This window comes from Nostoc sp. (genome assembly GCF_036917395.1).
Classification (GTDB): Bacteria; Cyanobacteriota; Cyanobacteriia; order Cyanobacteriales; family Nostocaceae; genus Nostoc.
Window position 1 is genome coordinate 46,251 of sequence record NZ_JBALDI010000036.1, and the last position, 13,252, is coordinate 59,502.

General features: G+C 44.0%; 9 protein-coding genes, 1 tRNA gene and 2 pseudogenes. 8 read left to right on the forward strand and 4 right to left on the reverse strand.

Features of this window, described 5'->3' with window-relative positions; all coding sequences use genetic code 11:
- Positions 1-92 precede the first annotated feature (92 nt).
- Complete coding sequence (locus tag V7K46_RS13265; RefSeq protein WP_335113764.1) at positions 93-950, forward strand: acyl-CoA desaturase; 858 nt, start codon at positions 93-95, stop codon at positions 948-950.
- A 252-nt stretch (positions 951-1,202) separates the two neighbouring features.
- On the opposite strand, the pseudogene V7K46_RS13270 reads toward V7K46_RS13265, so the two are convergent.
- The 3 genes and pseudogenes from V7K46_RS13270 to V7K46_RS13280 all read right to left on the reverse strand — a co-directional run.
- Positions 1,203-1,370 (reverse strand): annotated as a pseudogene (locus tag V7K46_RS13270) (type II toxin-antitoxin system HicB family antitoxin); the annotation flags it as partial.
- Positions 1,371-1,497: 127 nt separating this feature from the next.
- Positions 1,498-1,725: pseudogene (locus tag V7K46_RS13275) on the reverse strand (helix-turn-helix domain-containing protein); the annotation flags it as partial.
- A 148-nt stretch (positions 1,726-1,873) separates the two neighbouring features.
- Positions 1,874-3,019 (reverse strand): hypothetical protein, encoded by a 1,146-nt coding sequence (locus tag V7K46_RS13280; protein ID WP_335113766.1) that lies wholly within the window; start codon positions 3,017-3,019, stop codon positions 1,874-1,876.
- Between the two features lie 461 nt (positions 3,020-3,480).
- Between V7K46_RS13280 and V7K46_RS13285 the strand changes: the two genes are divergently transcribed.
- Both V7K46_RS13285 and dhaK read left to right on the forward strand, forming a co-directional pair.
- Positions 3,481-4,356 (forward strand): MBL fold metallo-hydrolase, encoded by an 876-nt coding sequence (locus tag V7K46_RS13285; protein WP_335113768.1) that lies wholly within the window; start codon positions 3,481-3,483, stop codon positions 4,354-4,356.
- Between the two features lie 196 nt (positions 4,357-4,552).
- Entirely contained in the window at positions 4,553-5,851 is a 1,299-nt protein-coding gene (dhaK, locus tag V7K46_RS13290; protein WP_335113770.1) for a dihydroxyacetone kinase subunit DhaK, read from the forward strand.
- A gap of 154 nt (positions 5,852-6,005) precedes the next feature.
- Here the strand turns inward: dhaK and V7K46_RS13295 are convergent, their stop codons facing one another.
- Positions 6,006-8,297, reverse strand: coding sequence for an IMS domain-containing protein (locus V7K46_RS13295; RefSeq protein WP_335113772.1), 2,292 nt, complete (start codon positions 8,295-8,297; stop codon positions 6,006-6,008).
- 763 nt (positions 8,298-9,060) lie between these two features.
- Between V7K46_RS13295 and pdhA the strand changes: the two genes are divergently transcribed.
- The 5 genes from pdhA (at position 9,061) to V7K46_RS13320 (ending at position 13,196) form a co-directional block, all read left to right on the forward strand.
- Complete coding sequence (gene pdhA, locus V7K46_RS13300) at positions 9,061-10,095, forward strand: pyruvate dehydrogenase (acetyl-transferring) E1 component subunit alpha (protein WP_335113774.1); 1,035 nt, start codon at positions 9,061-9,063, stop codon at positions 10,093-10,095.
- Positions 10,096-10,212: 117 nt separating this feature from the next.
- A complete protein-coding gene (locus tag V7K46_RS13305; protein WP_335113776.1) occupies positions 10,213-11,082 on the forward strand; it encodes an aldose epimerase family protein in 870 nt (289 codons plus the stop codon).
- 62 nt (positions 11,083-11,144) lie between these two features.
- Positions 11,145-11,216, forward strand: a tRNA-Lys gene (locus V7K46_RS13310).
- A gap of 235 nt (positions 11,217-11,451) precedes the next feature.
- Entirely contained in the window at positions 11,452-12,321 is an 870-nt protein-coding gene (locus V7K46_RS13315; RefSeq protein WP_335113778.1) for an RNA polymerase sigma factor, read from the forward strand.
- On the forward strand, positions 12,261-13,196 hold the full coding sequence (locus tag V7K46_RS13320) for a tetratricopeptide repeat protein (protein WP_335113780.1): 936 nt from the start codon (positions 12,261-12,263) through the stop codon (positions 13,194-13,196). Before V7K46_RS13315 ends, V7K46_RS13320 begins: the two co-directional genes overlap by 61 nt.
- The last annotated feature ends 56 nt before the right edge of the window (positions 13,197-13,252 follow it).

Below are 13,252 nucleotides of genomic sequence, written 5' to 3' on the forward strand. Positions count from 1 at the left end.
GAGTTCTGCTAGCATAACAAATGTAAGTGATACTTGCTTGACTCTAGCAGGTGACAAGCAAATCGCTTTATCATCCATCAACAGGAATTTTTATGACCGCAAATTTTGGGGCGATCGCCCCTGAGAGAGGCAACTCACCTCAACTCAGTTGGACGAATGTAGTATTTTTTGCTACATTTCATGCTTTAGCACTTCTGGCTCCTTGGTTTTTCTCCTGGCCAGCATTAGGTTTGCTAGTGTTTCTCCACTGGTTATTCGGGAGCATTGGTATTTGCCTGGGATATCACCGACTACTGAGCCATAAAAGTTTCCAGGTTCCTAAGTGGTTAGAGTATGCGATCGCCCTGATTGGAGCGTTGGCTTTGCAAGGTGGGCCCATTTTTTGGGTAGGTGGACACCGCCAGCATCACGCCCACACGGAAGATATCAATTTAGACCCCTACTCTGCCCAAAGAGGATTTTGGTGGAGCCATATTCTGTGGATTTTCTATCCGCGTCCAGAGTTCTTTGACTATGACACCTATATAAAATATGCCCCAGATTTAGCAAGACAACCCTTTTATTGCTGGCTGGATCGCTACTTCTTGCTGTTGCAAATCCCCTTTGGGTTGCTGCTTTATGCCTTAGGAGGATGGTCTTTTGTGATTTACGGAGTATTTGTCAGGTGTGTTTTGCTTTGGCACTCAACCTGGTTTGTGAACTCAGCATCACACCTGTGGGGTTATCGCACCTTTGATGCCAATGATGGCGCTCGTAATCTTTGGTGGGTATCGATTGTTACTTATGGAGAAGGATGGCACAACAACCATCATACTTATCCCCACATGGCAAAATCTGGGTTGTCTTGGTGGGAAATTGATGTTACTTGGTGGAGCATCCTAGTTTTGCAGACTTTGGGTTTAGCCAAAAAAGTTGTTTCGCGTCCTCCTCAAGGTGCAACTCACGGCTAAATTGCAACTAAATTATTATGAATTTGTTATGCCGATTGCTTCCCGCAGTCGGCTTAATAAGTTTTATCAGTATAGGACTTACGCAAAAATTGCCAAAAAGCTTAATTTATTTATAAGAACCGCCAACGCGGAACGTCTTGTTAGAGAAGAACGCCAAGAATCGTAGAGTGTACCTAAGTTGTAACTTCATCTTCAACGAGAAATACAATTTCAGTCATAACTCTTCCCTTAACTACTAAATTTTACGATCGCTCATGAGACGATAATCTCTCGTGCGATCGCACTAGGAGCTAACCCAATTAATTCCGGCTGTAAATACAATTGAATTGCTTCTTTAATATTTTCCAAAGCTTCTTCAGTTTCTCCTGCTGAAGTACAGCCAGGTAATTCTGGACACCATACAGCCCAATCGCCTGTTTCTAGTACAAGGCGGCGGAAATAAGCAAACCATTAAAGAGCCAAAACTTTGCCTTTATATGTCCACTTAAAAGGTTTAGCCATTGTTTGATTAAAGTAGTCGATAAAATGGAGGATTCGATTTTTCAAATCATGCTAACTGAAAAAACTTGCGTTGAAGTTCTGCTTCCTCTAATAATCTTCCTACATAGCGAACAGATATGCATTCAATAATCCCTTGTTTCATGATTTCGTCTGCAAGTTCTCTTGCCGTCCAATGACTTATTGGTCTACCGTAATCGGACGGTGTAGAACATGCCAAGGCAAACAATTCGATTACTTGTTCCATACTGAATTTTGCTGGTGCGCCAACAGGCTCTTGATCTTCTAATCTTTAAATGATCGATAAGTCTTTGGAGTCAGTCTGCAGCAATTGCTTTCGCCCCTTTGGGGCGAAAGCGCCTAAATCCTTGGGCTGAGTCAAAATATATTTGATACGGCTGGGCATTTTATTACTTGGAAGTACCTTACCGCGCTATCACCATCGACTGTGGACCTCGTGCAACCGTGATCGAGAAGTCAGTCTTCACGAGTTCTGTACGCTTGGGGTCAGCGAAATCACCTGTCAGTCTCCAGAAATCGACTGATCCGTTCGGCTTTGAACGGTCAAAATGTGCAAAACACACCACGGCCAGAAAGCGACTCGTGTTGTCAAAGACAGCGGACTCGGGTAACATGCCGTCGAAGGGAAACTCTCCCACGCGATCAATGCTCCCGGTCTGCGGGTCTAGCCGGAGCAGAGAGACGGAGGAGAAGAAGCCTTGCTTGGGGTCATCCAATGGTTGCGCGCTGCGTTCCAGATTTGTCGTAGCGATCCAATGCTGATTGGGGCTTATGGCCAAACCCTCTGGCATCACGCCAGTGTCTGCCCTCGAAACGAGAAAATGGTGCGGGGTACCATCCGCTGCTGTGCTTTGTTCAAGCCGAATACTGGAAACGGTTCCACGAATATCAGTACCGAGCAGCATTGCGTTTACGATGGCAAACCGACCATCAGGGGTAAAACGCACAAGGAAAGGAGCGATGTCGAGGTTGACGGGATCGCCCCAACTTGAGAGCGCTACAGTCTTTGAGGTCGCGTCTACCTGAACTAAGGACAGCCTTGGATGCTCGCTGTAGACCAACCCAAGGACATTTTTCTTTGGATGGAACTCCGCACTCACAAGGGCATCACCAGCCTCAGGACCAGGAATGCTTGGAAGGAAAGGCTTGGACAGTCTCCCTTGTTGAAGACGATACATGGCCAGAAGCGGCTGCTTCCGTTGAGGCGTTTTCTTGAAGACGACGGCTACGAGTGTGCCATCTGCGTTGACCGACACAGAGAGGGGACTATCGAACCCTTTGATCTTCTCAACCACTTTCGGGTGATCCGGGTCGGAAAGATCGACGACCGTGATTGTGCGGCCAAGAGGAAGGTCACTCAGCTTGGCATCCGGCAGTTGGCTGGGACGTGGACCTTGCGTTTCGATCACGATGGCGTACCTGCCATCCGGTGTGAGGGCGATCGAAGAAGGGGGACCGATCACTGAATTTGTGACCTCCACCGTAATAGGTTTCATAGCAGCAGGAGACTGAGCAAGCCGTATTACCGAGAGCTTGTCGGGACCGGCCATAGGACCGAGTTTCCCGTCGATATACGCGGAAGGGAGCATGTCCGTGTCCGAAGCCACAACGAGGTACCGGCCTTGGAAGTCGAAAGCCGGCACAGCGATCTGGTTCTGAGCGCTTATTTGGGAATTGGGAATGCCCAGAAGTCCTGCACCCAATACGCAGAATGAAAGGTAGGGTAAACGCATCTTAATGAGAGACAAAATGTGATAATAACGGCAGAGTCGACAAAGCATAGCTTTCGGGATTTAGGCTAATTTTTGTCTCTTGTATGATATAGCAATTCCAAATTCAAAAGTTTAAGAGGAGTCAGTCGCTGGAGAGAGTACTGAGTCCTTAAGTATGAAGTCAATTAAATGCTGCCAACTGACTTCTAGTGATGTCTACAATCTCAAGTCACTTTTGCTAGCGTAGTGATATAGAGTTTATCGCTCCCCGGTAAGCGGCTGGAAGCAAAAGGATTAATATGGCTCATTTAAATCAACGTCGCTCCCAAAATCTCAACGGCGATTTTTATGTAGATACTACCTGTATTGATTGTGATACCTGTCGCTGGATGACTCCTGAAGTGTTTTCTCGTGTTGATGAACAGTCGGCGGTTTATCATCAACCAACGAATGATGCAGAAAGATTAGCAGCACTTGAAGCACTTTTGGCATGTCCTACTAGTTCTATTGGCACAGTTGAAAAACCAAAAGATATCAAAGTTGCTCAACAACAGTTTCCAATATTAGTAGCGGAAAATGTTTACAACTGTGGCTACCATTCTGAAAAATCTTATGGTGCTGCTAGCTATTTAATTCAACTTCCAGAAGGTAACATTTTGGTGGATTCTCCCCGTTTTACGCCGCCTTTAGTTAAGCGTTTAGAAGAGATGGGTGGAATTCGTTATATGTACCTAACTCATAAGGATGATGTGGCAGATCATCAAAAGTTTACCGAACATTTCCAGTGCGATCGCATCCTTCATACTGATGATATTACTGCGGCTACTCGCAATGTGGAAATACAGCTAACTGGTTTTGAACCATTTACTTTGACTCCAGACTTATTAATTATCCCAGTTCCCGGTCACACCAAAGGACAAACTGTTCTACTTTATAAAAATAAGTTTTTGTTCACAGGCGACCATCTCGCTTGGTCAGAAAGCTTGCACCAACTGGCCGCATTCCGCGATTTCTGCTGGTATTCTTGGTCAGAACAGACTAAATCAATGCGTAACTTGGCTAATTACTCTTTTGAGTGGGTGCTACCAGGTCATGGGCGAAGGTTTCATGCTGATAAAGAAACCATGCGTCAGCAGATGCACAAGTGTATTGAGTTGATGGAATCTTCAAATTGACATTAAATAACTAACAATTCAGGTCATGTGGAAAAACCCACGAAAAACCTAACCCCCTTCCCGACGCGGGAAGGGGGAAAATTCAAAGTCTCTCTCCTGAGAGGAGAGAGATTTAGAGAGAGGTCAGACTGTATTGCATACAAACGAGCGATCGCTATAATCTGGGTTTTAGCACCCTTTTAACCAAACACGGATTATGAAAAAGCTGATCAACAAGCCGGAAGACTTTGTGCGAGAAAGTTTAGAAGGTATGGCGGCGGCTCATTCTGATTTAATTAAACTGAACTATGATCCCGTTTTTGTCTATCGAGCTGATGCATCTATACAGGGGAAAGTAGCAATTATTTCTGGTGGCGGCAGTGGACATGAACCAATGCACGCTGGCTTCGTGGGCAAAGGAATGCTTGATGCAGCTTGTCCTGGTGAGGTTTTTACTTCACCTACTCCTGACCAAATGCTAGAAGCAGCCAAACGGGTAGATGCAGGCTCTGGTATCCTTTATATCGTCAAGAATTACAGCGGCGATGTGATGAACTTTGAGATGGCAACGGAGTTAGCCCGTGGTGAGGGCATTCGAGTGCTAAATATTTTGATTGATGACGATGTGGCAGTCAAGGATAGCCTCTATACCCAAGGACGCCGGGGTGTGGGAACAACAATACTGGCAGAAAAAATTTGTGGTGCTGCGGCTGATTTGGGGTATGATTTGCCACAAATAGCAAATTTATGTCGCCGAGTAAATCTAAATGGGCGGAGTATGGGAATTGCTCTAACATCTTGTACAGTCCCCGCTAATGGAACGCCAACATTTGAATTGAGCGATCGCGAAATTGAATTAGGTATCGGTATCCACGGTGAGCCAGGAATAGAACGTACAGCCATCAAATCAGTAGATGAGATCACCGAAATTTTGACGCGATCGCTGATTGAGGATACAGCATACAGCCGCACACTGCGTGAGTGGGATGAAGACAAAGGAGAATGGGTAGATGTAGAACTAATAAATCTCCCATTTGCAAAAGGCGATCGCCTGTTAGCTTTCGTCAATAGTATGGGTGGAACTCCGGTTTCCGAACTGTATATTGTTTACCGCAAACTCGCCCAAATCTGCGAACAGCAAGGATTGCAAATTGTGCGAAACTTGATTGGGCCTTATATTACATCTTTAGAAATGCAACTCCAAGCAGGCTTAGACGGCGTGCTACAACGTGGCAAAGCGCAACTAGGAGACAAAACAATGGTGGATGTGCTATCTCCGGCTGTGGCAACTTTTGGGCAGGCTGTAAGAGAAGGTAAGGGGACGGTGGAAGCTATGCAACAAGCTGTAGTAGCAGCCCAAAGCGGGTTGGAAGAAACTATACCGATGCAGGCGAAAAAAGGACGGGCTAGTTATCTGGGCCAGAGGAGTATTGGACATCAAGATCCGGGAGGAACTTCTGCTTATTTGATGTTGAAAAGTTTGTTAGAGGTGTTAGAAAGTTCTGGGAAATTTTGAGTTGAAATTTATAGCGGTTGCTAGGTGGGTATCAGTCTCAAATTCAGAGCGATTGAAGAAGAATTCAGGAATGAGAATCACTCTTATTAGAGGATTGGAACCACCTACTTCGTCGTAGGCGAACTGTAGACATCGCTTAAAAATTCCAACTTATCTAATTGACAACAGATATACTCTGAATATGCCATTTCCCTCGTTCTCGAATCAAATCATACCGAACTCGCAATTTATCATTAGAAGAGTTTTGAAACCGACCATTTTCATATAACTGTGTCGCTTCCTTAACCGTAGCTTCCACTGCGGCACGATCTGCAAATAAATCAATTTTCTCTACAGATTCCACCTTCAGACTATGGTTGTACTTGCGGTAGCGGTTGTCTGACCTATCCTGTTGAGCAATCAATCGCCATTGAGATAAAGCTGAACCAGTTAAAATCTGCTCTAAATTATTAATCTCATGATTGGGCCCTAAAGCTGCGGCTTTAGTAGATAGCCAAGTCCGAATAACTTCCTCTGCCGTTGCATCTGTTATAGGGCCATCTAGTGCTTGTGGTTTACTATTTGGATCAGGAATAGCTATTGGTGGTTGATTTATTTGCACAAACAACTGTGAGCCACGCACAGATGGTGTAGGAAAAAATAGATTTTTTAACCATCCAAAAGTTGTTGTGGCTAACACCCAAAAAACTAATATACTCACCAAAGAAATAAACACTCTCCATACCAGCCGTGTTTTCCCTTCTATGGTGTTAGCAAAAGTTCGCCGCCGCCGAGGACGACGAGACTGAGGACGATTATCTGGTACACGCTCTCGGCTAGCAGATGGAGTCGGTTTTCTCCTTCTACGCTTTTGGTTATGACCGGGTGCAGCAGTCTTAGCTGAACCATTCAAATGCTGATTAGTATTTCTGCTCATCCGTTCGGCAGTAGGAACATCTGATTTTACACTCTCAGATGAATTCCACATAAGTGGTGAGAAATTTGAATATTCGGGTACTTCTTTTGTTGGTGTTTCTGGCAAATCTGGGTCAGGTGTTCTACTGTGATTAAATTGCCCTGAAGTCCTAGTTGAATTGTTGGGGAAAGGGGGATTATTTCTCTGGGGCTGGGGAAAATACTGGGGGTTAATTACAGCCCATTCATTAGTTGTTTCTGCATCAGTTGGCAGTGCTTCTAAATAAGCTTGCACCTGTTGGTTAGCAAAGTAATCTTTTAGGAAAGCTTGCTGGTTTGCTAAATCTCGAAAATGGGGAAATACTTCGTGTTGCAACCACTGTTCTGCATATAGACACAGCCCCGGTAATAAATCTGGAGAGTCTTGAGATTTTTCCCGAATAAAAGCTAAAGCTTCGTACTCCTGACTAAGTTCTAAAACACGAGTTGCTTCTTCAGTTTGTCCCAAGAGTAATGCACATAGCGACTGTTCTAAATGTACATCTTGGCGTTTGCCCAGGCGCATGAGCATTTGCCTTGCTTGACGAATTAAAGCAGGTTGACGTTGAGCAAATCCACGTGCTATCAAGGCATAAACAGCTAAATAAGTGGCAACGGCAGAAGGACGTTTGCTTTGGGCTTCAAATAACTTGTGCTGCTCTGCGACTGTTAAGTGGTTGCGTAACTGCTGGATAAATCGCAGAAAGTCATCTATATTTAAACCAGATTCATCATTGCTCGTGCCATCAATCCCGCCACGATCTTCTAAGAGGTTTTGCAATAATTCCAAACCTTGGCTTCGTTCGGCAGTCTTTTCTTGAGGTAGTGCCAGCAACTCCAAAATTCGATATGGTCGCAATTTGTAAAGATCCGCCTGAATTTCTGCCTGTACACTAGAGAACAACCCTTCGCGTGCTAGCAGTTCTTGACCAGTTTCTAGGGATATGGCGGCATTTTCATAGTGACCTTGCTGCCACTGTTCACGACCTAATTCTAGACAAGCAAGGGCAACAGTGAGAATAACATCTGGATGTTCAGCACTTTCGTGTATTTCTTCGTCTGCTAAATTATTGCCTTTTCTTGCACTTGTAGCACCATTTTTATTTACCAGGTACGGACGACCTAGTTTCAATACAAGTTCGTATTCCCCCAACTCTTGCAAAATTAATAAAGCGCCAACTAATTCGTCTTGGGGAATTTCGATGCCCAGATGGGTGTCAATACCCCTTTTGTGGCTCTCTGTGCGATTTTCCAGTGCTACTGCGGCAGCAGCAAGGTTATCAGGGTCATAAGCGTGGGCAAGATAAAGCTGATCGTAGGTACTGCGTTCTTTTGGATCTGATAAAACCACGTAAGCTTCTTCTATGAGTTGTTTACGAGAAGAAATTGCTGCCTGAGAATACTCACGTCGTGGCAATTGTACAATGCGATCGCTGTATGCCTGCCGCAATTGTTCATCACTTGCCGCCAACGGTAGTCCTAAAATTCGGTAGTAATCTAGCGGAATTCGCACAGCCTACTTCCCCTGCACCGTGATCAACATAATTCACCTAGAGCTTTCCAGGCCTGTAAAACTGTGCCATAAAAATACCGTGTAGAATTTACTCTACAAGTGTATATTCCAACAACTTGTTTTGTACCTTCCCGAAATTTTGAGTCACATTCTATTACTAATTTTTTGCTTTCGCCTAGAAAGCCTCAATTGTTTGTCTTAATTCTTAGTATTTTTGTTTAACACGACTATTATCAGCCTTCGATACCACAAACCACAACTACCGCTTTTAATCACGGCATAAATGTTGTGGTTGTAAGAATCTATTGATGATTGATTTTTTTGGGACTTTCCCAGTAGGCGGTAACAAAAATACCACTATTGGGAGTTGACCCTGATAACAGGAGAAACAAATAATATCATAATTTACCTTTAATTACAATTACCTATTTGGATATATAGACTTTTACTTCCTTTTTTTTAAATTGTTAATGAATATGCAGAAAGCAGTCTATCTTGATTGCTAGTCTATAAAGGGCAATCGTGAGAAAAAACCCAAAGCGGCAGATATTGTCGTTAGAGTCAAATCCTCACGGGGCATGGGCTGAAAACTTAAAAATTAAAAATTAAAAATTCAGCTATTCCCTAAGACCCTTTTTTGGTGCATAAATAAAGTTTGATTGTTGAGTCTTGCAAACGCTAGCCTGTTAAAAGCTGAGGTGTTATCAGACGAACTTATTTAAGACCGTAACTTTAAGTTGTACAACAGGGATACTCAAAAATAATGGTTCAAGAGCGTACTTTACCCACATTTAATCCTGCTACTACGCACATTACTAAAGAAGAAGGGTTACGGTTGTATGAGGACATGGTATTAGGGCGCTTGTTTGAAGACAAGTGCGCTGAAATGTACTACAGGGGCAAAATGTTTGGTTTTGTCCATTTGTACAACGGTCAAGAAGCCGTTTGCAGTGGTGTTGTGCAGTCAATGCGACCGGGTGAAGATTTCGTTTGTAGTACTTACCGCGACCACGTTCATGCTCTGAGTGCGGGAGTACCAGCAAAAGAGGTTATGGCAGAATTATTTGGTAAAGCCACAGGTTGCAGCAAAGGGCGCGGTGGTTCCATGCACATGTTTTCTGCTGAACATCGCTTGCTGGGTGGCTATGCTTTTGTGGCTGAGGGAATTCCTGTAGCAGCTGGAGCGGCTTTTCAAAGCAAATACCGCCGCGAAGTGCTAAAAGATGAAAGTGCTGACCAAGTGACAGCTTGCTTTTTTGGCGACGGTGCAGCTAACAACGGTCAGTTTTTCGAGACGCTAAATATGGCAGCCCTATGGAAACTGCCAATTCTGTTTGTAGTCGAAAATAATAAGTGGGCCATTGGGATGTCTCACGAGCGAGCCACTTCCCAGCCAGAGATTTATAAAAAAGCCAGTGTATTTAACATGGTGGGCGTGGAAGTAGATGGCATGGATGTACTAGCAGTCCGAGCCGTGGCCCAAGAAGCTGTAGCCCGTGCCCGTGCAGGTGAAGGCCCAACATTAATTGAGGCACTTACCTACCGCTTCCGGGGTCACTCCTTGGCAGATCCTGATGAAATGCGAAGCAAAGCAGAAAAAGAATTTTGGTTTGCCCGTGATCCAATTAAGAAGTTGGCAGCTTATTTGGTGGAGCAAAACCTGGCGAATGAGGGAGAAATCAAAGCCATTGACCGTAAAATTCAGGATGTAATCGACGAAGCCGTTAAGTTCGCCGAAAGCAGCCCTGAACCAGACCCCAGCGAGTTATATCGTTTCGTATTTGCAGAAGACGAATAAAAAGTTAGGAGTTAGGAGTTAACAATTCCTAACTCCTGTACAGACGCGATTAATCGCGTCTCCCCTAAGTACAGACGCGATTAATCGCGTCTCTATCCTAAATTCAGGACTAAATTTGTGTTTACCATTGCAGTTCAACAGCAACAATACAAAACCTACATTCTTTCAGATGAAACAGCTGGTTCTCAACTGGAAGTTGTCCCAGAACGTGGTGGGATCATCACTCGTTGGCGTATACAGGGGCAAGAAATTTTCTACTTAGATACTGAACGCTTTGCTAATCCTGATTTGAGCGTCAGAGGTGGAAATCCTATTTTGTTTCCCATCTGCGGCAATATACCGGATAATACTTATACTCACAATGGGCAGCAGTATACTCTCAAACAACACGGCTTTGCCCGTGATCTACCTTGGGAAGTAACTGACCAAGTTACTCAAGATAAAGTTAGTCTCACCCTCGTCCTCAACAGCAACGAGAAAACACGGGCAGTTTATCCTTTTGACTTTCAAGTGCTGTTTACTTACGAACTTCAAGGTAATATTTTAGAAATTCGCCAGCAGTATAAAAATCTCTCATCCACATCACTGCCCTTTTCTACAGGTTTCCATCCTTATTTTCTAACGGTTGATAAAACTCAGTTAGAGTTTGAAATTCCTTCCCAAAAGTATCAAGACCAGATAACCAAAGAAATTCACCCTTTCAATGGTAATTTTGACTTTAGCCTGGATGAAATTGACGTTGCCTTTAAGCAGCTAACCAGTCAATCCGCTGCTGTGACAGACAACAGCCGCAAGTTGAAACTGACTCTGGATTATAGCAATGAATATCCGATTTTAGTGTTTTGGACGCTCAAAGGCAAAGATTTTTACTGTCTAGAACCGTGGAGCGCTCCCCGTAACTCCCTGAACACTGGTGAAAACCTGACTGTGTTAGAACCAGGAAGCAGCTATACAGCATCTGTGCGGTTAACAGTGAATTTTTTCTAAAGTCCTTTACAAATCTATAAATATGTATGCTATGATGGCAAAGTTGCGAAAAGCAAATTAACGGGTCGCTAACTCAACGGTAGAGTACTCGGCTTTTAACCGATTAGTTCCGGGTTCGAATCCCGGGCGACCCATATAAGACTTTAAGGAATACTCGCTGAAGCTTTTGAGATAAAGGTAGAGGCGAGTTTTATTGTTAGTAAAATTTTGTGAATGCGATCGCACTAGGGAATAAAACACCTGAGAAAGAGCGATCGCGGATTAATCAAAATTAACTAAATTTTAAATTTATTCCCGTAATATTACGGCTGCTTAAGTGCTGGTTAAATGTTAATAGTTGAATTTGAGCTTTTCAACTGGAAGTAGTAGATGCAGGTAAATTTAGAGCAAAAAGCCTTTATTTCCTTAGCAGGGCTAGAAGCCACGATCGCATTACCAGAGCAAATCAGATTGAGGTGTTTGTCTCAAAGCCGTACTGACTTTTGGTATTTATGGCAGCAATATGAAGATTATTTTTACAGTCGTTGCTTACAGTGGATGAGTGGTAATCCTACAGATGCTGAAGATGCACTGAGTCAGGTAATGCTCAAAGCCTGGAATCAATGGCCAGACTATGCTGGTAAAATCACCAATCCTAAAGCTTGGTTGAGCCGAATAACGCATAACCTCTGCATGGATATCCATCGAAAACGCCAGCGCGAAAGGATGGAAAACATTGAGGACATTCAATTTGTTGATCATGCAGTAGTTACTTCCAGCCTTGAATCTCCTGAGTCAGAAATTTTCCGTCGTGAGCTGGGGGCATATCTTTACCACAGAATTGAGTCCTTACCACCCAGACTGCGCGACCCTTTTATCCTCCACTCTTGTCAAGAAAAGTCCTACAGAGACATTGCCAAGGAACTGTCCCTCTCTGAAGACAACATTCGCAAACGGGTTAAACAGGCGCAAACCATTCTGCAAAAGCACTTAAACAAGTATCTGGCGGGGGAAGATCAGACTTCTCTGGATTTCCCCCCCTTAAAAAAGGTGAATTTAACAAATCTCTCCTACAAAGAGCAACCTGATGACAAGTCTCTACACCCTGTTGCGGGGAAAGTCGAATTCACATCTGATTGGGAAGCACCGATAACGGCAAAAAGCATCATCGAAGAAATTAATTATAAAGTAAGCGTGATATGGTTGGAAACCTTGCCACATACTTGGTACAGTTTTCCCAGTCCTCTGGGGTGGAGATGAATATTCACTTGGTGTTAGACGAAAAGCCAAGTAGACAAGACCAGAAACTAAAAACCTTAAGTAAGTACGTCCAGAAGTATCCCCAAGGATGGAAGAAACGATTAGAACTAGCTGATTTGCTGTACAAAATGGGAATTTGGCAAGAGGCGATCGCAGAGTATCGCCAAGTGATTGAGCGATCGCCTCAATTGCTCAATGTGCGGCTGCAACTGGGGAAAATCTTGCAAATGATGAAACGAGAGGCAGAGGCTATAGAGGTATATGGGAGTGCCTTAGCATTGTCCTGTAATAGAGCAACTCAGTACCACATAGGCGGATTAATTGCTGTCTGTAAAGGTGACACTAAAAAAGCAATCATAGCTTTTGATTCTGCGGCTGACCTAGAACCTGACAAAATAGTTCACTGGTTGGCATTGGGACAAGTGCAGAAGGGGAGAGAAAATCCGATTGGGGCTTTACGAGCCTTTTCACGGGTTTTGTCACTCAACTCAAATGATATTGTGGCTTTGATTCACAGCTATGATGCACTGATGGCAATGGGGGACTTTCAAGAAGCTAGGCAGAAGTTGAGTAGAGCTATCGCCTTAGCTCCGGATGATTTTCAGGTACTCCAACGACAGTTAGATCAGCGTTGCGGGATGAGATTAGTATCCGGTGAAGAAGGGAAGCAGACTAAAAAGCTGATTAGTTCTATGCTGCGACAGGCTCCTCATGCAGTTGAAGCTTACAAATCACTGGCGTATTATCACCTTTATCGGGGAGATTGGGCGAAAGGGGTAGGGGTGTTAGCAGAGTTTGCCGAGGAATACCCGAATAACCCAAGCGGTTGGTATTACTATCCCACCTTCCGCACCCTAACTGTCACACATCAATAAAAAGTCTCTTTAGTAGTACATAGGAACTAAAGTAGAGTGAATAGAAAGAAGGATTA

What these genes read in the sequence shown, in the direction of transcription:
- V7K46_RS13265 (WP_335113764.1), top strand. Translation starts at nt 93, where the DNA reads ATGACCGCAAATTTTGGGGCGATCGCCCCTGAGAGAGGCAACTCACCT.
- V7K46_RS13280 (WP_335113766.1), bottom strand. Translation starts at nt 3,019, where the DNA reads ATGGCCGGTCCCGACAAGCTCTCGGTAATACGGCTTGCTCAGTCTCCT.
- V7K46_RS13285 (WP_335113768.1), top strand. Translation starts at nt 3,481, where the DNA reads ATGGCTCATTTAAATCAACGTCGCTCCCAAAATCTCAACGGCGATTTT.
- dhaK (WP_335113770.1), top strand. Translation starts at nt 4,553, where the DNA reads ATGAAAAAGCTGATCAACAAGCCGGAAGACTTTGTGCGAGAAAGTTTA.
- pdhA (WP_335113774.1), top strand. Translation starts at nt 9,061, where the DNA reads ATGGTTCAAGAGCGTACTTTACCCACATTTAATCCTGCTACTACGCAC.
- V7K46_RS13315 (WP_335113778.1), top strand. Translation starts at nt 11,452, where the DNA reads ATGCAGGTAAATTTAGAGCAAAAAGCCTTTATTTCCTTAGCAGGGCTA.
- V7K46_RS13320 (WP_335113780.1), top strand. Translation starts at nt 12,261, where the DNA reads ATGGTTGGAAACCTTGCCACATACTTGGTACAGTTTTCCCAGTCCTCT.